The 18,315-nt window shown below is 70.6% G+C and carries 12 protein-coding genes; 5 read left to right on the forward strand and 7 right to left on the reverse strand.

Annotated features, from left to right (window positions below; all coding sequences use genetic code 11):
- Positions 1–93: 93 nt before the first annotated feature.
- The 5 genes from ACWD3I_RS37900 to ACWD3I_RS37920 form a co-directional block, all read right to left on the reverse strand.
- Positions 94–1,317: an MFS transporter gene (locus ACWD3I_RS37900; RefSeq protein ID WP_353698157.1), complete on the reverse strand. Its 1,224-nt coding sequence runs from the start codon at positions 1,315–1,317 to the stop codon at positions 94–96.
- 7 nt (positions 1,318–1,324) lie between these two features.
- A complete protein-coding gene (locus ACWD3I_RS37905; protein ID WP_365412274.1) occupies positions 1,325–1,792 on the reverse strand; it encodes an ArsI/CadI family heavy metal resistance metalloenzyme in 468 nt (155 codons plus the stop codon).
- Positions 1,793–1,820: 28 nt separating this feature from the next.
- Positions 1,821–3,182, reverse strand: a complete 1,362-nt coding sequence (locus ACWD3I_RS37910; RefSeq protein WP_451084292.1) for an FAD-dependent oxidoreductase — start codon at positions 3,180–3,182, stop codon at positions 1,821–1,823.
- A gap of 198 nt (positions 3,183–3,380) precedes the next feature.
- Positions 3,381–4,207, reverse strand: a protein-coding gene (locus ACWD3I_RS37915) for an IS5 family transposase (protein ID WP_365412750.1) whose coding sequence is annotated in 2 segments (ribosomal slippage) — positions 3,381–3,847 and positions 3,847–4,207 — 828 coding nt in all. Because the reading frame shifts where the segments join, the coding sequence is not laid out codon by codon here.
- A gap of 600 nt (positions 4,208–4,807) precedes the next feature.
- Positions 4,808–5,173: an ArsR/SmtB family transcription factor gene (locus ACWD3I_RS37920; RefSeq protein ID WP_353698154.1), complete on the reverse strand. Its 366-nt coding sequence runs from the start codon at positions 5,171–5,173 to the stop codon at positions 4,808–4,810.
- 84 nt (positions 5,174–5,257) lie between these two features.
- On the opposite strand from ACWD3I_RS37920, the gene ACWD3I_RS37925 reads away from it, so the two are divergent.
- A complete protein-coding gene (locus ACWD3I_RS37925) occupies positions 5,258–6,034 on the forward strand; it encodes an SDR family oxidoreductase (protein WP_365412765.1) in 777 nt (258 codons plus the stop codon).
- A gap of 64 nt (positions 6,035–6,098) precedes the next feature.
- On the opposite strand, the gene ACWD3I_RS37930 is transcribed toward ACWD3I_RS37925, so the two are convergent.
- Together ACWD3I_RS37930 and ACWD3I_RS37935 are read right to left on the reverse strand one after the other, a co-directional pair.
- On the reverse strand, positions 6,099–7,583 hold the full coding sequence (locus ACWD3I_RS37930; RefSeq protein ID WP_365412753.1) for an NAD(P)-binding domain-containing protein: 1,485 nt from the start codon (positions 7,581–7,583) through the stop codon (positions 6,099–6,101).
- Between the two features lie 35 nt (positions 7,584–7,618).
- The gene (locus tag ACWD3I_RS37935; RefSeq protein ID WP_353698152.1) at positions 7,619–7,789 is read right to left on the reverse strand and encodes a hypothetical protein; all 171 of its coding nucleotides are present in this window, start codon (positions 7,787–7,789) and stop codon (positions 7,619–7,621) included.
- A gap of 499 nt (positions 7,790–8,288) precedes the next feature.
- Between ACWD3I_RS37935 and ACWD3I_RS37940 the strand changes: the two genes are divergently transcribed.
- The 4 genes from ACWD3I_RS37940 (at position 8,289) to aepY (ending at position 18,289) form a co-directional block, all read left to right on the forward strand.
- Complete coding sequence (locus ACWD3I_RS37940) at positions 8,289–15,353, forward strand: type I polyketide synthase (protein WP_451084293.1); 7,065 nt, start codon at positions 8,289–8,291, stop codon at positions 15,351–15,353.
- Between the two features lie 26 nt (positions 15,354–15,379).
- Positions 15,380–16,420, forward strand: a complete 1,041-nt coding sequence (locus tag ACWD3I_RS37945) for a ketoacyl-ACP synthase III family protein (RefSeq protein WP_365412757.1) — start codon at positions 15,380–15,382, stop codon at positions 16,418–16,420.
- Between the two features lie 85 nt (positions 16,421–16,505).
- Complete coding sequence (locus ACWD3I_RS37950; RefSeq protein WP_365412759.1) at positions 16,506–17,189, forward strand: DedA family protein; 684 nt, start codon at positions 16,506–16,508, stop codon at positions 17,187–17,189.
- Entirely contained in the window at positions 17,186–18,289 is a 1,104-nt protein-coding gene (gene aepY, locus ACWD3I_RS37955) for a phosphonopyruvate decarboxylase (RefSeq protein WP_365412761.1), read from the forward strand. Before ACWD3I_RS37950 ends, aepY begins: the two co-directional genes overlap by 4 nt.
- The last annotated feature ends 26 nt before the right edge of the window (positions 18,290–18,315 follow it).

Genomic DNA, 18,315 nt, shown 5'->3' on the forward strand with positions numbered 1-18,315 from the left:
CGGGGCACTGAAGCGCCGATGTGACGGCCTCCGTCGAGCGCAATGCCTGTGGCGCCGGTTCGAGCGAACCACCGCCATCGGCGTGCAAGGGGGTTAGGAGTCACGCTGGAGACGTACAGCCGTTCCGAGAGCGGTGAGCGCGGCCAGCATGGAAAGAGCGGACAGCAGTCCGAAGAGGTGTGGGTATCCGCCCAGTGGTGCGGACAGGGCGGCCCCGGCGAAGGGCGCCAGGGCGGAAGCCGCAGTAGCAGGCGCCGCGAGGAGCCCAGAGAGTCGGCCGTAGTGACTGGTTCCCCAGCGGTCGGTGATGGCGGTGGCCTGCATGAGGGTGATGTTGCCGCGGACCATGCCGGCTGCGACAGATAGGGCGACCAGCAGGCCGTAGGGGCCCGGCACCAGTGCCAGAGCAGCGGTGGTGAGGCCGCCCAGCCCGATGAGCGTGACGGTGCGGGCAGTTGGCCGGGTGCGGCGGGCCAGGGTTGCGTACAGGGTTCGGCCGAGGGTCTGACCGGCGCCGCCGAGACCGAGGGCCCAGGCGGCCTGGCTGGTGGTGAAGCCGCGTTCCAGCAGGAGGGGGACGAGGGCGACGACGACGGCGTAGATACTGAATGCGGAAAGGGTCAATGCGGCAGCCAGCAGCCAGAACGGCCGGCTGCGGGCCACCGCGTCCGCGCCACCGGTGGCGTGAACGGGCGCTTGCGGCGCTGGGGGCCAGGGGGCGTTCAGCGCGAGGGAGTGGGCCGGGATCGTCACGGCAGCGAGGACCACGGCCAGGACGGCGTACGTGGTGCGCCAGCTGAGGTGTTCGGCGAGCATCGCGGTGACGGGCGCGAAAATGGTGGAGGCGAGGCCGCCGGCCAGAGTGACGATGGTGAGTGCGCGGATGTGGTCGGGGGCCCACCAGCGGGTCAGCGCGGCGAAGGCGGGTTGGTAGAAGGTGGCCGCCATCGACATTCCGGCGAGTAGCCAGCCGAGCGTGAAGACAGCCAGGTTCGGGGCGGCGGCCACGATGAGGATGCTGATTACGCCGAGGACCGAGCCGGCGGTCATCACGGCGCGTGGGCCCCTGCGGTCGATGATCCGGCCGACCCGTATGCCGGTGAACGCGGAGACGAGCAGGGCGGCGGAGAAGGCTGCCGTGGTCGCCCCGACCGGCCAGCCGGTGGCCTTGTTGATCTGCGGGTTGAGTACCGGGAAGGCGTAGTAGACGATGCCCCAGCTGGTGATCTGGGTGGCGCACAAGGCAGGCAGCACGCCGCGAGGCCGTGACCGGTCCCCCGTTCCGGTCACGGCCTCGGTGGTGCGGATTTGGGCCATCTGCGGATCAGCAGCAGCTGCTTGCGGCGGCCGGTTCCTGCGTCTCGCTGGTGTCGGCCGTCGTCGGGTCGGCGCAACAGGTGCTGCCCTGCTGCTTGGCCAGGGAGTCGGCGTCGGCCTTGACGACGTACACCTCCCAGGGCTCCTGGCCGGGACCGTGCACCCAGACCTTGTCCTGGAGGGCGTAGCAGCAGGTGGTGTCGTACTCGACGTCGGTGGCCAAGCCCTCTTCGCTCAGCCGCGCGGTGGCCGCGTGGACCGCCTCGGTGCTGTCGACCTCGACGCCGAGGTGGTCCATGCGGGTCGACTCGCCTGCGGTGCCTTCGATCAGGACGAGTTTGAGCGGTGGCTCGGTGATGGCGAAGTTGGCGTAGCCGTCGCGGAGTTTGGCGGGTTCGGTGCCGAAGAGCTTGCTGTAGAAGGCGATGGACGCGTCGAGATCCGGGACGCGGAGGGCGAGCTGTACGCGGGACATGACGAACCTCCTGGTGTGGATGGGGTGTTCAGCAGCCGCCGGACGTGGCGGCCGGGGCGCCGATGCCGATCTGGAGTGTGGTGGGGGCGGCGCAGCAGCCGCCGCCGGACTGCTCGGTGTTCTCCGCCTCGTCGAACAGGCCCGCGCCGCCGCAGACTCCGGTCTCCGGCAGGGTCAACTCGACGCGTTCGGCGGCCTCTTGGTCCCCGGCGATCGCAGCGGTGATGGAACGGACCTGCTCGTAGCCCGTCATGGCCAGGAAGGTCGGGGCGCGGCCGTAGGACTTCATGCCGACGAGGTAAATGCCCTGCTCGGGGTGGGAGAGCTCGTTGACGCCGTGCGGGTATACCGTGCCGCAGGAGTGGACGTTGGGGTCGATCAACGGGGCAAGGTCGGTCGGTGCCTGGAGGCGCTCGTCCAGGCCGAGGCGGAGCTCGGCGAGGAAGGACAGGTCGGGGCGGAGACCGGTCAGGACGATGACCTCGTCGATGGGGTCCGTGCGGTGGCCGTCGTCGGACTCGAGGACGAGGCGGTCGCCGTCGTGGGAGACGGCCTGGGTGCGGAATCCGGTGATCGCGCTCGCGTGACCGGCCTCGACGGCCGCCTTGGCGCGCAGGCCAAGAGCGCCGCGGGCGGGGAGCTGGTCGGCCTCGCCGCCGCCGTAGGTGTTAGCGCCGATCCCGCGGCGCAGGATCCACACCGCGTGCGTCCCCTTCTCCTCCTCGGCCAGGTCGGCGAGGAGAGCGAGGGCAGTAAAGGCGGAGGCTCCGGAGCCGATGACAGCGGTGCGCTTGCCTGCGTAACGGGCACGTGCGGCTGGATCGTTGAGATCCGGGAGACGGTAGGAGATGCGATCAGCAGCCGCCTTCTCCCCGAGCGCGGCCAGGCCGTCCGCGCCCATCGGGCTCGGCGTCGACCACGTACCGGAGGCGTCGATGACAGCGCGCGCGGTGATCCGCTCCTCGCGGCCGTCGGCGGTCTCGATGTGCACGGTGAAGGGCTGCTCGTCACGGCCAGCATCGACGATCCGGTCACGGCCGGCGCGAGCGACGCCGGTCACCCGGGCGCCGTAGCGGACCGTGTCGCCGAGGACGTCGGCGAGCGGCTGCAGATACTGCTCGGCCCAGTCACCGCCGGTCGGATAGGCCGCGGCGTCGGGGCGGACCCAGCCGGTCGGGGCCAGCAGCTTCTCCGCGGCCGGGTCGATGACCTCGCCCCACGTGGAGAACAGGCGGACGTGCGACCACTCCCGGACAGCGGAGCCTGCGGCCGGGCCGGCCTCCAGGACCAGGGGGTCGAGGCCGCGCTCGACCAGGTGGGCGGCGGCGGCCAGGCCGACGGGGCCGGCCCCGATGACCACGACGGGCAACTGATCGGTGAGCGCGTTCACTGGAATCCCCTTTGTTTCGACATCCGTCGATCCCTTGCGCTGCCCAGCATGGCACTCGCATCGATGAGCGTCAACATAGACGTTCATCGATGCCAGGGGAAATGAAGGCTTGCAGGCCGAGTCGACGATTGCGGGCGATCGGGGCAGCCAGCGTGCACTGGCCGACCACACCGTAGACAGGCATGGGGTTTAGAACTCCTAACAAAGTGAGAGGTTGACCAGTCGGCGCCAGCAGATGATGCCGCAGGCCAGGCTGAGGAAAGCTTCGTGGATGTCGTCGCGGATCTCCCAGCGGATGCGCAGTCGGCGGAACCAGTGGAGCAGTGCAAAGCTCTGCTCGACCACCCAGCGGTGCACGCCCAGTCCGGAACCGTGCTCGACGCCGCGCCGCGCGATGACCGGGGTGATTCCCAGGGCCCGTACCTGCGTGCGGTACTTGTCGTGGTCGTAGCCGCGGTCGGCGTAAAGCGCGACCGGTCGTTGTCGGGGCCGTCCGCGCCGGCCGCGTATGGGCGGGACGGCCTGGATCAGGGGCATGAGCTGGGTGACGTCGTTACGGTTTCCGCCGGTCAGCGATACCGCCAGCGGGATGCCGTGCCCTTCGGTGATCAGATGGTGCTTGGAGCCTGTTCGGGCACGGTCGACCGGGCTCGGTCCTGTTTTGGGCCGCCTTTGAGGGCCCTGACGTGCGAGCCGTCGATCACCGCCCTCGACCAGTTCAGCGCGCCGGCTGCGTTCAGTTCGGCCAGGAGCGACTCGTGCAACCGCTGCCAGACTCCCGCGTCGTTCCAGTCACGCAGCCGCCGCCAGCAGGTCATGCCGGAGCCGAAGCCCAGCTCCTGGGGCAGGAACTCCCACGGAATGCCGGTGTAGAGCACGAACAGGATGCCCGACAGCACCTTCCGGTCGTCCAGACGCTTGCGCCCGGGGTGATCCGTGCGGCGCGGTACAACCGGCAGCAACGGCTCGATCCGCTCCCACAGCCCATCCGCCACGATCCACGGCGGCTGTTCGCCCCTTCTCATGGGCAGGCTAACAACCCATCAGACGCCATCATTCCAAGGCCAGTTGCGGCTTTTTGTTAGGAGTTCTTAGGCGAGCGGATGAAGGTCGCGGTCGCATCCGACCGAAGCCCGGCGCCTGTCGGGCAGCCGAGCAGCCATGGCGCAGACGTCGGCCGTCACTCGTGCGGGGCTACCCGTTAGTCGGGTGATCGCTGGGCCGGGCCAGGCTGTAGCGGGTGGCCGAAGGCGCTCACAAAGGCGCCCGGAGCGACCCGCGCACTTCCTAGTCGAATGCCACCGGCGTCTGCTGCAGGTACTCCAGTCCGCACCGGGCCTGCGACGTGACCTTGCGTCCCGGCGGCAGCCCAGCGGCGCAACTGACGACGGCGGCCAATCGGCCGACGCGAAGATTCAGGGGCGCCCAGGCTTTGACGGGAGGACACGGCAGGACCCTGCTCACACAGCCGCGACGCCCGGCGCGAGAATGCCGCTCCCACTGACCCCTGGTCGGCCAGTTGTGCATTTTCAGCGCGAGGCGCGAGGACTCAGAAGCGGTGGTGCGCAGACGCGTGTCACCGCCCGCACCTCCGGCCCCAACAGCGGCAGCGACCGGGAGGGGCTTCAGGCTGCTTTGGCCGGCGTGGGGGTGAGCAGATGCCCCATCGCAGCGAGGACGGAGGGTTCGACGCGGTAGTAGACCCACGTCCCCCTGCGTTCGGACACCAGAAGGCCGGCTTCCTTGAGCTTCTTCAGGTGATGGGAGACGGTGGGCTGGGAGACACCGACGTCAGCGATGTCGCACACGCAGGCTTCGCTGTCGGGGTGGGAGGCCACCTTGGAGAACAGGCGGAGCCGGACCGGGTCGCCGAGGGCCTTGAACATCGCGGCGGTGAGTTCGGCTTCTTGCACCGTCAACTCTCGTTCGGTCAGTGCCGGGCAGCACGGCTTGGCCGGGAGCGCGGCCACTTTCCCCTGGAGCTTTGACATCTGTCTATGTTGACACTCGTTGACACGGATGCCAAGATCCCTTACTTCGATGTCTGTCTAATCAAGGGCTGGGGGAAGCACTTCATGGCCATACCCACTCAGGGTTCGAAACAGCGCACCGCGGTGGTGACTGGAGGCAGCAGCGGCATTGGAGCAGCCACAGCGCGCGAACTGGCCCGGGCAGGGTTCACCGTCGTCCTCACCGCACGCAGGGTGGACCGTCTGGAAGCGGTGGCCAAGGAAATTCGCGCCGAGGGCGGCATCGTGCATGTCTGTCCCCTGGATGTGACGGACCGCGAAGCGGTCGCCGCATTCGCTGAGCAGGTGGAGGCCTGCGAGGTGCTGGTGAACGTCGCCGGCGGGGCTTTCGGGGTCGAGGAGATCGCGCAGGCCGATCCCGCCGACTGGCGGCACATGTACGAGGTCAACGTGCTGGGCACCCTGCAGGTGACCCAGGCGCTGATGCCAAAGCTGCTCGCGAGCGGTGATGGCACGGTGGTGGTGCTGACGTCGACGGCTTCGTTTACGTGCTACGAGGGCGGCGGCGGTTACAGCGCGGCCAAGCACGGGGCGCACGTGCTCGCCGAGACGCTGCGGCTGGAGGCGTGCGGGCAGCCGCTGCGGGTCATCGAGATCGCGCCGGGCATGGTGCAGACCGAGGAGTTCTCCCTCAACCGCTACCGCGGTGACACCGACCGGGCCGACGCCGTGTACGCCGGTGTGCCCGGCCCGCTGGTGGCCGAGGACGTGGCGGATGCGGTGGTCTGGGCGGTGTCCCGCCCCTCGCACGTGAACATCGATCTGCTGGTGGTGCGGCCCAGGGCGCAGGCGGCGCAGCACAAGGTGCACCGCACGTCCTGACGGCTGGTGCGGCTGCCTCTGCCCCGATACGGGGAGGGGCAGCCGCTTTGCGTTGCCGGGCCGGTCAGCAGCCGGTGGCGCCGGGCGCGTCGAACTGTTCGGCGGCGTAGGCGGCCAGCTGGAGTGCGGCGGTGTGGTCGATGCCGAGTTCGGTGGCTGCGGACAGGACTGCCTCGGCTGCGCTGGAGGAGGTGCCCAGGTGCTTGGCGGTGACGTGGAGCAGCTGTTCGTGCTGGTCCTTGGTCAGTCCCAGGCGCAGTGCGATGGCTTCGCCGCCGGCGGTCACCGAGCACACGCCGGTCTCCGGCAGCTGCAGTTCGACCGACTGGGCGGCGTCCATATCGCCTGCCAGGGCTGCGGCGATGGAGCGGACCTGCTCGTAGCCGGTGAGCATGAGGAAGGTCGGGGCGCGGCCGTAGCTCTTCATGCCGACGGCGTAGTAGCCCGGTTCGGGGTGGGCGAGCTCGCGGTAGCCGTGGGGGGTGACGGTGCCGCAGGAGTGCTGGTTGGGGTCGATCAGAGGGGCCAGCGCGCGCGGCGCGGACATGATCGGGTCCAGTTCCAGGCGCAGTTCGTCGGTGATGTGCAGGTCGGGGCGGAAGCCGGTGGCGGCGACGATGCGGTCGGCGGTCAGGGTCTGCTCGGCGCCGTCCGGGGTGCGGGAGATGAGCTGGACCTGGTCGTGTGCCGGGTCGTCGCCCAGGGGGCGGATGCTGTGAGTGCGGAAGTTGGCGGCGAGGGTGACGCGGCCGGTATCGACGAGCATCTTCAGGCCGGAGCCGAGAGCGCCGCGGGCGGGCAGTTCGTCGTCGCTTCCGCCGCCGAAGGAGGCGGCGGGGTCGGCGGCCCGGACGGCCCAGGTGATGGTGGTGCCCAGTTCGGCGTCGGCGAGCTCGGCGAGTGCGAGCAGGGTGTTGGCAGCTGAGTGGCCGGCGCCGACGACGATGGTGTGGCGGCCTGCGTGCTGGGCGCGGTCGGCGCCGAAGACGTCGGGCAGGCCGTGGTTGATCCAGGCGGCGGCTTCCGCTTCGCCGTGGGCGGGCAGGCCGCCTGCGCCGACGGGGTTGGGCTGGTGCCAGGTGCCGGAGGCGTCAATCACGGCGCTGGCGAGCAGTTCCTCGCCGTCGGCCAGGCGCAGGACGAACGGTGTGTTCTCGCGGTCGGCGGTGCGCAGTCGGTCGATGCCCAGGCGGCTGATGGCCGTGACGGTGGCGCCGTAGCGGATGTGGGGGGCCAGGGCGGGCAGTTCGGCCAGCGGCTGGAGGTACTGCTTGACCAGGTCGCCGCCGGTGGGCAGGGCGGAGGCGTCGGGTTCGTCCCAGCCTCCGGCGGCCTGGAGCAGGCGGCGGGCGGCGGGGTCGGTGTTGTACTCCCAGGGACTGAAGAGCTGGATGTGGGACCAGGCCCGCACGGCCGAGGCCGGGGTGTCGCCGGTTTCCAGGACGACGAAGGGCAGGCTGCGCTCGGCCAGGTGGGCGGCGGCGGCCAGGCCGACGGGTCCGGCTCCGATCACGGCGACGGGAAGACGGTCGGGGCTGTGGTCAACCACGGTGCGGTGTCCTTTCAGGAAGGGGGTAGCGGTGCTCAGGCATCGCGTGCGGGCTCGGGCGGCGCGGTCGGGGAAGCCTCGTCGCCGTCTGCCTGCAGGCGCTGCTCGGCGCGCTGCCGTGCCCGGCGCTGTAACTCGGCGATCGCGGCGCAGCAGGGGCTCTCGCTCTGCTCGTCGGCGGCCGGGTTTGCGGCGGAATCGTTCATCGGGATCGGCTCCTGTCGCGGCGGCCCCGCCGGCGGCGCGGCGGAGGCTTCATCACAACCGCCTATATAGATAAACAACGAATCAAGATTCCAGCCTTGCCTCTGATTCGATGAATGTCAACCTTCGGCCGAAGCCTCATCCAGCGTGACGAGCGTCACTTCGCGCCGCGTTGCATGTGGCGCCCCCGACGAGTCAATCTCGATACATATCGAAACAGCGGGGGTGTGCGGCACGGGGCAATCGCCCAGTGCCGTAACGACATTCAGGAAACAGCGGCTGTGCCGACGGCCGCGTCCGGACCGTGAACGGTGTGAAGCGCTCGCCACGCCTTCGACCGCTCAAAAGACGGGACCGGCTCTTCCCTGTTCCCTCCCCTTCTGCCTCGGTGTGTGCGCCCGCCACCGGGCCGGCTGTTGTGCCGGTCTGCCGCGCACAGACCGCGGTTCCTTCCGTGCTGCTTCACCAGTGAACGGCTTCGCCATGCCCGGAAGGACATCCATGCCTCACGACCCCACCCGCGCGGCTGACGCCGCCAGCGAACCGATCGCCATCATCGGTATGGCCGGACGCTTCGCCGACGCCACCAGTCTTGAGCAGCTGTGGGACATGCTGCTGCAGGGCCGTGACGCCATCACGGACATCCCGCCCGAGCGCTACGACGTCGACGCCGTCTACGACCCGGCTCCCCGCACACCCGGCCGCACCGTGAGCCGGTGGGGCGGGCTGCTGCGCGACATCGACGCCTTCGACGCGGAGTTCTTCGGCATCTCCCCGCGGGAGGCCGACCGCATGGACCCCCAGCAGCGGCTGCTGCTGGAAGTCGCCTACGAAGCACTGGAGGACGCAGGCCAGCCCCTGCCGCAGATCGCCGGCACCGACGCGGGAGTGTTCATCGGCCAGTTGGGCGGCGACTACTGGCACCTGCAGTACAGCAACCGCGACCAACTGGACCTCTACGCCATGACCGGTGCGGCCTCCCGCGCCATCACCTCCGGGCGCCTGTCGTACGCCTTCGACTTGCGCGGCCCCAGCTTCACCGTCGACACCGCCTGCTCCTCCGCCCTGGTCGCCGTGCACAACGCCGTCCAGGCGATCCGGCTCGGCGAGTGCCCGCTGGCGATCGCCGGCGGCGTCAACCTCGTGCTACTGCCGGAGGAAGGCGTCGTCTACTCCGGGGCCGGCATGCTCGCCTCCGACGGCCGCTGCAAGTTCGCCGACGCCTCCGGCGACGGCTTCGTGCGCAGCGACGGCATCGGCGCTGTCATCCTCAAACCGCTCTCCGCCGCTCAAGCCGACGGCGACCGCATCCGCGCCGTCATCCGCGGTTCCGCCGTCGGCAACGACGGACAGAGCAGCGGCTACCTCGTCACACCGGCCGTCGAAGGCCAGCGCGACGTGCTGCGCCGCGCCTACGCCAACGCCGGCATCGACCCGGCCGACGTCGACTACATCGAGGCCCACGGCACCGGCACCAGCGTCGGCGACCCGGTCGAACTCGAAGCCCTGGCCCACATCATCGGCCCCCGCCCCGCAGACCAGCGCTGCCTGGTCGGCTCGGTGAAGACCAACATCGGCCACGCCGAGGCGGCCGCCGGAATCGCCGGGCTGATCAAGGCCGTGCTGTGCCTGGAGAACCAGACGGTCCCGCCCAACCTGCACCTGAACCACCCCAACCCGGCCGTCGACTGGGACAACCTGCCGCTGAGCGTCCCTACCCAGGCCACGCCGCTGCCCGACCACGGCCGGCCCGCCGTCGCCGGGGTCTCCAGCTTCGGCTTCTCCGGCACCAACGCCCACCTCGTCCTCGAAACCGCACCCCAACCGGCCACCCGCGACACGGACACCCAGACGCCGGCCACCCGCAGCGAACTGCTGGTGCTGTCCGCCCTCAGCCCCGAAGCCCTGACCGACGCCGCCCGCGCCATGGCCGGCCACCTCGAGGGCTCCGGCGCCCAGCACGCCTGGCGCGACATCTGCCACTCCGCCGCCCTGCGCCGCACCCCCCACGACGCCCGCCTGGCACTCGCCGCCGACAGCCACACCGAAGCGGCCGCCGCCCTGCGGGGCTTCGCCGACGGCGAGACCGAGCCCGGCCTGTCCTTCAGCGACTACACCGACCCCGAAGCGGTACCCAGGATCGCCTTCGTCTTCCCCGGCCAGGGCTCGCAGTGGCCCGGCATGGGCCGTGAACTCCTGGACAGCGAACCGGTCTTCCGCCACAGCATGGAAGCCTGCGACGAGGCCATCAAGACCGAGACCGGCTGGTCGGTCATCGACCTGCTGCGCTCCGCGGACGAGGAACGGCTCAAGCAGCTCGACGTCATCCAGCCCACCCTGTGGGCCATGGAGATAGCCCTGGCCGAACTGTGGCAGTCCTGGGGCATCACGCCGGACGTCGTCATCGGCCACAGCATGGGCGAATCCGCCGCCGCCTACATCGCCGGCGCGCTCTCCCTGCAGGACGCGGCCGCCGTCATCTGCCGCCGCAGCCGGCTCGCCAAACGTCTCTCCGGTCTCGGCACCATGGCCTGGGTCGCGCTGCCCGCCGACGAGGCCGAAGCCGCACTGGCCGGATTCGAGGACAAGGTCGCGGTGGCTGCCATCAACAGCCCCACCTCCACCCTGCTGTCCGGGGATGTCGACGCCCTGACCCAGGTCCTGGCCGCCCTCGACGCCCGCGGCATCGACAACCGGCGCGTCAACGTCGACTTCGCCTCGCACTGCCCCCAGATGGACGCCCTGCGCGAGGACCTGCTCGAAGAACTCGCTCACCTCACCCCGCGTGCGGGCCGCATCCCACTGCACTCCACCCTGCTCAACGAGGTGATCGACGGCTCCGGCATGGACGCCGACTACTGGGTGCGCAACATCCGCCGGCCCGTCGACTTCGCCGGCGCCGTACGCGGCCAACTCGACCTCGGTGAGACAGCCTTCATCGAAGTCAGCCCCCACCCGCTGCTCGTCGCCGGCATCAAGGAGACCAGCCGCCTGCACACCGGCGCGGACACCACCGCCATCGGCAGCCTGCGCCGCCACACCGACGAACGCACCAGCCTGCTCACCTTCGCCGCCGCCCTGCACACGGCCGGCGCACGCCTGGACTTCGCCACCATGAGCGCCGGCGGCCACTACGTGCCGCTGCCGTCCTACCCGTGGCAGCGCACCCGCCACTGGATCAGCCACACCCCCAGCCCGGCGACCGCCCCTGCGGCCGCGACACCCCAGGCGCCACCGGCCGTCCGGCAAAAGGCAGCACCGGCCCCGCATCCACTGCTGGGCCCGCCCTTGCCCGCCGAAGGCGCCACGCACGTCTGGCAGGGACCGCTGGACCTGAGCAACAACGCCTACCTGCGCGACCACTGCATCCAGGACACGATCATCCTGCCGGGCACCGCCCACCTGGAACTCATCGGCGCAGCCGCCCGCACCGTGACCGGATCCGACAACCTGTCGGTGTCCGACGTGCACTATCACCGCGCCCTGTTCCTGGACGAAGACGGCCCCGCACCCGAGGTCAAGGTCACCGTCACCCCGCGCCCGGACACCTCGCTGCACTGCCGCATCCACAGCCAGGACACCGACGGCGCAGAGTGGATCCTGCACACCGAAGCCACCGCCCGCGCCCTGCCGCAGGATGCTCACGAACCGTCCGAACCGCTCCACGCCATCCGCGCCCGCCTGCCGCAGCACCAAAACGCCGGCGACTTCTACCCGTTCAACGCCGCACGCGGCAACCAGTGGAACGGCACCTTCCAGGGCATCACCGAACTGTGGCGCACCGACGGCGAAGTCCTCGCCCGCCTGGACTGCCCCTCCGCGCTCGCCGACGGCCTGGCCCACCATCACTTCCACCCGGCGCTCCTGGACGCCAGCGGCCACGCCATGGCCGCTGCCCGGCCGCTGACCGTGCCCGGGGAGGAAGGCGTCTTCGTCCTGGGCGGCATCGACGAGGTCCGCTTCTACCAGCAGCCGCCCGCCGCCTTGTTCAGCCACGCCAGGCTGCTGCCCTCCCCGCGTGAGGACTCCTTCGCCGCCGACATCGACATCCGTGCCGAGGACGGCCGCCTGATCGCGCAGATGCGCGGCCTGCGCCTGCAGTACCTGGCCGGTCACGCGCCCGCACTGCTCACCACACCCCCCGAGGACCTCGTGACGCCGACCGAGACTTCCCCCACCCCCGCCGCCCCCGGCGGCGGCAGTGACCGCGACACCTGGCTGCACTCCCTGACCTGGGACGAGATCCCCCTGCCCGCGCCCAGCACGGCCGCGCCCGCACAGGAGGGCTTCTGGCTGGTGCTGACCGACAGCGGCTCCACCGGGCGGGCACTGGTACGGGAACTGACCGGTCGCGGACAGCGCGTGGTCGCCGTCACCGGAGGCGCCGGCCCCCTGGCCGGAGGCGGCGACCGGTACCGCATCGACCCGTCGAAGCAGGAGCACTACCGCGAGATCCTGGGCGACGTCGCCCGCATCGGCACCTGCCGCGGCATCCTCCACCTGTGGGCCCTGGACGCCCAGGCCGGCCTGGACGCAACCCCCACCGAGATCCGCCGCGCCCAACTCCTGTCCTCCCACAGCGTGCTGCACCTGGCCCGGGCACTCGAAGAGCGCCTGATCGGCCAGCCTCCGCTGTGGCTGATCACCCAACTCGCCCAGGCCACCGGAACCGGCGAGCAGGTACGCCATCCCTTCCAGGCCATGCTGTGGGGACTGGGCCGCACCCTGGCCGCCGAGGCCCCGGCGCTGACCCCGCGCCTGGCCGACCTCGACCGGTCCGCCGCCAGCGTCGCCACCCTGGCCGAACTGCTGCAGCACGGCGACCAGGAGGACCAGATCGCGCTGCGCGACGGACGGCGCCTGGCAGCCCGGCTGCGTCCCGCGGCCGCCGCGCACGCGCCGCGTGCTCTGTCACTGCCCACACCGGGCGTCATCGACGACCTGCAGCTCACCGCGATACCCGAGCGAGCCCTTGCCGCAGACGAAGTCCGGATCCAGGTCAGCCACGCCGGCGTCAACTACCGCGACGTGCTGCTGAGCCTGGGCGCATACCCCGGGCAGGACAACCGGCCGCCGGTCATGGGCTGGGAGTGCGCCGGCACCGTCACCGAGACCGGCCGCGCCGTCACCGATGTCACGGTGGGCCAGGAGGTCATCGCCTTCGCCGAAGGCGCCCTGGCCACCGAGGTCGTCACCCGCGCCTGCCTGACCGCGCCCAAACCGGCCCAGCTGACCGGGGCCGAGGCCGCGACCTTGCCCGCCGCGTACCTCACCGCCTACCACGCGCTGCACGACCTGGCCCGCCTGGAGCGCGGCCAGAAGGTCCTCATCCACACCGCCACCGGCGGCACCGGACGGGCCGCGCTGAGCATCGCCCGCTGGAAGGGCGCCCGCATCTTCGCCACCGCCGGCAGCGACGCCAAACGCCAACTGCTCACCGAACTCGGCGTGGAGCAGGTGGCCGACTCCCGCAGCCTCACCTTCGCCGACACCTTCAAAACGGCCCTCGGCGACGAGGGATTCGACGCCATCTACAACACCCTCGCCGGCGACGCCATCGAAGCGAACCTGTCACTGATGGCCCCCTACGGGCACTACCTCGAGCTGAGCAAGCGGGACATCCTCGACAACAATCCGCTGCCGCTGGGGGCCTTCGCCCGCAACCTGTCCTTCCACGCCGTCGACGTCGTGCACATGATCCAGCACGCCCCCGAGCGGGCCGGCCGCGTGCTGCGGGCCGCCGCCGCCCTGGTCGGCCAGGGCGCCCTGGAGGCACTGCCGCACACGGTGTACCCGGCGGACCAAGCCGCGGACGCCTTCCGCCTGATGGCCCAGTCCCGCCACACCGGCAAGATCGTGCTGTCGTTCGACCCGCAGCCCGCCGCTGCGCCAAGTCCCCGCGGCCGGGCCGTGAGCGTCCACGCCGACGGCACCTACCTGATCACCGGCGGGGCGGGCGGCATCGGCGGCCAGCTGGCCCTGTGGCTCGCCGACCAGGGCGCCCGGCACCTGCTGCTGACCGGACGCAGCCCGCTGCCCGACCCCGACGCGCCGATGACCGACGACCATCCGCACGCTGGTGCTGTCGCTGTGCTCCGGCAGCTGCGCGAGCGCTGCGTGCACGTGACGTACCAGGCCGTCGACGTCGCCGACCTCCCGTCCATGCAGGCGCTGTTCGCCTCCCGGCGCCGCACCGGCCTTCCGCCGGTGCGCGGTGTCTTCCACGCCGCCGGGGTCATCGACTACACGCCGCTGAGCGACATGAGCGCCACCGAAATGGACCGGGTGCTGGCGGCCAAGGTCTCCGGAGCGTGGAACCTGCACCGGCTGCTGCACGAGGAGTCGGTGGAGGCATTCGTCCTGTTCTCCTCCGGCTCGGCCCTGCTCAGCTCGCCCATGCTGGGCGGGTACGCGGCCGGCAACGCCTTCCTCGACGCCCTGGCGCACCACCGGCACGCCCAGGGGCTGCCGGCGACCGTCATCAACTGGGGCTTCTGGGACAGCGTCGGCATGGTGGCCCGCAAGGAACAGCAGGAAGAGCGCACCCTGCTGCCGCAGGGCATGGCCTCCTTCAGCCCGGCCGACGGCCTCGAACTGCTCGGCAGGATCCTGGCCGAGGGCCGTCTGCACACCGCGGTGCTGCCGGCCGACTGGCCCGCCTGGGCCCGCGCGTACCCGGGCGCCGCGGCCGCGCCGCTGCTGCAGCACTTGACCGGCGTCAAGCAGCCCGTGCCGTCGGCCGTAACCGAGCACGAGCAGCGAAGTGGCAAGGCGGTAGCGCTCGCCCAGACTCCGGCTCCAACCACCGCGCCGTCGGCCGCCCCCGCACCGCAGACAGCTACCGCGCCTGCGGCCGCTGCCCGGCCTGTCCCGCAGGATGCCCCTGTGGCGCAGGCGGTGCCCGGCAGCGAACTGCTGGACTTCCTCAGGCAGGAAGCCGCCGTGGTGATGGGCCTGCGCGCGGAACGCGTCAACGTCAACCGGCCGCTGAACCGGCTCGGCATGGACTCCCTCATGGCCGTCGAACTACGCAACCGCATCGAACGCCGCTACCAGGTCAAGCTGCCCATGGTGCAACTCCTCAAGGACGGCAGCATCACCACCGTCGCCCAAGCCCTCGCCGCTGAACTCAGCCCTGTACAAGGCCCGGCTGAGACCGTGACCGACGATGCCGGCGCACCGGTGGCCGCCGACGAACCCGAGACAGGTTCTGCCGCACCGGTCGCACCCGTCGCCGCAGCGGCTGCCCCCGTCGAGGCACCCGCGGTGCCGGAGTCCGGTGGAGCCCAGGCCGCTGCTGCGCAGGCGGTGCCCAGCAGCGAGCTGCTGGACTTCCTCAGGCAGGAGGCCGCCGTGGTGATGGGCCTGCGCGCGGAACGCGTCAACGTCAACCGGCCGCTGAACCGGCTCGGCATGGACTCCCTCATGGCCGTCGAACTACGCAACCGCATCGAACGCCGCTACCAGGTCAAGCTGCCCATGGTGCAACTCCTCAAGGACGGCAGCATCACCACCGTCGCCCAAGCCCTGGCCGCCGAACTGAACTCCGCTGACGCCTCGGCCTGACCGAGCGAGGGACGAGGACCCACTTCATGAAGACCACCGACATTCGCATCGCCGGACTGGGCACGCACATCCCGGAGATCGTCGACGCCCGAAAGGCCGTCGCTCTGGGCCTGTACGACGCCGAGGACTACGAGTTCTACGGCTGGACCGGCGCCGCTGTCGCGGACGACATGCCTGCCCCGGACATGGCGATCGCCGCTGCCCGGCAGGCCATGGAACGCTCCAGGCTGCACCCGCACGACATCGACCTGCACATCCACGCCTGCGGCCACGAGCAGGGACCTGAGGGATGGTCACCGCAGCACTACATCCTGCGGCACGTCACCGACCGCGACGTGCCTTCCTTCCGTGTCTGGCAGGCGTGCAGCGGCCTGATCGGCTCCCTGGAGCTGGCCGTCTGCTACCTCAAGGCCGTCCCCGAACGCAGTGCCGCACTGCTCACCGGCGCCGACAACGTCGGCACCCCGAACTTCAACCGGTGGGCCTTCGGCATCCAAAACGGTGTCCTCGGTGATGGAGGCAGCGCCGTCCTGCTGTCGAAGTCGGAGGGATTTGCGAGCCTGCTGTCCATCAACACCGGCTCCACCGCCGAAGTCGAGGAGCAGTACCGCGGCAGCGAGCCGCTCTTCCCGCCGTCGCTGACGGTCGGGCGCAGCATGGACTTCAAAGAGCGCCTGGCCGCCACCGGAGGCTTGGAGGAGACCGTCGCCGAAGTCGTGCGCCGCCAGGGAGAGCTGCGCACCGAGATCGCGCTGCGCACGCTGGCCGAGGCGGGCCTGGAGCCGGGCGACGTCACCCGTGTCTGCCACGTCTTCACCGGCCAGGAAAGCTACCTGAAGGTCATTCTCGACCCGATGGGGCTCTCCCCCGAGCAGGGCCTGCTCGACTTCGGCCGCAATCTGGGCCACATGACGGTCAACGACCAGATCGTGGGCCTGACCCACCTGGTGGAGACCGGCCAGGTCGGCCCCGGCGACCACGTCCTGATCGTGGCCCACGGGGGCGGGGTGTCCATCACGTGTGCCGTGGTCCGTATCGACGAGCGTCCCGTGTGGGCCGCCCGCTAGCGCTGTAGAGCGCGCCGGCCCCGCTGCGGGGCCGGCGCGCGTCCTGCCGTCCGCTCAATCCATCTGACCTCTGGGGCACACCGCGATGAACCTCGCCTCCTCACCCTTACTCGATGCCGAAGCGCTGATATCCACCTTCGGGATGCTCGGCATCATGGCCACCGTCTTCGCCGAATCCGGGCTGATCGTCTGCTTCTTCCTGCCCGGCGACTCGCTGCTGTTCACCTCAGGCCTGCTGGTGGCCAACGACCAGATCCTGCACCAGCCACTGTGGCTGGTCATGCTCGCCATCGCCGTCGCCGCGGTACTGGGCGACCAGTTCGGCTACGCCTTCGGCCGCAAGATCGGCCCGGCCCTCTTCAGGCGGCCCAACTCCCGCTTCTTCAAGCAGGAAAACGCCGAACGCGCCCAGGAGTTCATGCTCAAGCACGGCCCCAAAGCGCTGGTGATGGCCCGCTTCATCCCCGTGTTCCGCACCTTCATCCCCATCACCGCCGGCGTGGGCCGCATGACCTACCGCACGTTCTTCCTGTTCAACGTGCTGGGCGCGGTCCTGTGGTCGGTGAGCCTCACCCTGGTCGGCTACTACCTCGGCCAGATCGCCTTCGTCCGCGACAACATCGAGGCCATCGTCATCGGCATCGTGCTCGTCTCCGGCATCCCCATCATCGTCGAAGGCATCAAGATGCGCCGCCGCTCCCGGGCCGCTGCCCAGGAAGCGCCCAGCGCACCGTCCCCCACCGCTGAAACGGAGCTGCCCCGTCCATGATCTCCGCTCAAGAATTCTGTGACCTCCTCGCCGAGCGCGGGTTCACCCTCGCCAGCGGCGTGCCGTGCTCCCACTTCGGCGGGCCGATCGCCCACCTGAGCACCCAGCCCGGCCGCTACGTGCCCGCCCCCAACGAGGGCAGCGCACTGGCCGTCGCCGCCGGCGCCGCCCTGGGCGGGCAGCGCGCCTACGTCATGCTGCAGAACTCCGGCCTGGGCAACCTGATCAACCCGCTCACCTCACTGGTGATGACCTACCAGCTGCCGATTCTGACCTTCACCAGTCTGCGAGGCTGGCCCGACCCGGCCACCGACGAGCCCCAGCACGCGGTGATGGGGCCGGCCACCCCCGCCCTGCTGGACAGCGTCGACACCCCGCACTACACGCTGTACGCCCAGCACGGGGTGGAGGAGTTCCGGTCGGTCCTGGACCAGGCGGAGAAGGACCTGGCGGAGCAGCGGGCGCCGTTCGTGCTGGTCGAACGCGGCGCTATCGGCAAGGCCGAGGCCGCCAACGACCCGCATACGCAAGGGCTTGCCGCCGCGCAGGCGATCGGTGTCGTGACCGCTGCCGCGCCGCAGGCGGCGGTCATCGCCACCACCGGCTTCACCGGGCGGGACACGTTCGCGGTCGCGGATGCGCCCGGCAACTTCTACATGCAGGGCTCCATGGGCCACGCCTCGTCGATCGGTCTCGGCGTGGCGCTGACTCACCCGGAGCGCACCGTGGTGGTGCTGGACGGGGACGGGGCCCTGCTGATGCATCTGGGCGCGCTGTCGATGATCGGGAACGAGGCGCCCGCCAACCTCATCCATGTGGTGCTCGACAACCGGGTGCACGAGTCGACGGGTGGGCAGGCGACCACGTCGGCGACCACCTCGTTCCCCGAGATGGCGCGGGCCGCCGGCTACGCCAGCGCTGTCGCCTGTGACAGCGAGGAAGCCCTGCGCGGTGCGATGCAACGCGCCCAGGCCGCCTCCGGCCCGCACCTGATCAGCGTCAAAACGCTGCCGCGGACCGGCTCCATACCACCGCGGGCAACCAACGCCCTGACCACGCTGGACATCCGCGACCGTTTCCAGCAGAGCCTGCAGCAGTAGGACAGCATGCGGCAGGGCCGGTGCTC

The organism is Streptomyces sp. NPDC002817, from assembly GCF_053592055.1.

Bases quoted from the DNA above. Each gene is read 5' to 3' on its own strand.
- ACWD3I_RS37925 (WP_365412765.1), top strand. From the start codon at position 5,258: ATGGCCATACCCACTCAGGGTTCGAAACAGCGCACCGCGGTGGTGACT.
- ACWD3I_RS37945 (WP_365412757.1), top strand. From the start codon at position 15,380: ATGAAGACCACCGACATTCGCATCGCCGGACTGGGCACGCACATCCCG.
- ACWD3I_RS37950 (WP_365412759.1), top strand. From the start codon at position 16,506: ATGAACCTCGCCTCCTCACCCTTACTCGATGCCGAAGCGCTGATATCC.
- aepY (WP_365412761.1), top strand. From the start codon at position 17,186: ATGATCTCCGCTCAAGAATTCTGTGACCTCCTCGCCGAGCGCGGGTTC.
- ACWD3I_RS37935 (WP_353698152.1), bottom strand. From the start codon at position 7,789: ATGAACGATTCCGCCGCAAACCCGGCCGCCGACGAGCAGAGCGAGAGC.
- ACWD3I_RS37940 (WP_451084293.1), top strand. From the start codon at position 8,289: ATGCCTCACGACCCCACCCGCGCGGCTGACGCCGCCAGCGAACCGATC.
- ACWD3I_RS37905 (WP_365412274.1), bottom strand. From the start codon at position 1,792: ATGTCCCGCGTACAGCTCGCCCTCCGCGTCCCGGATCTCGACGCGTCC.
- ACWD3I_RS37900 (WP_353698157.1), bottom strand. From the start codon at position 1,317: ATGGCCCAAATCCGCACCACCGAGGCCGTGACCGGAACGGGGGACCGG.
- ACWD3I_RS37920 (WP_353698154.1), bottom strand. From the start codon at position 5,173: ATGTCAAAGCTCCAGGGGAAAGTGGCCGCGCTCCCGGCCAAGCCGTGC.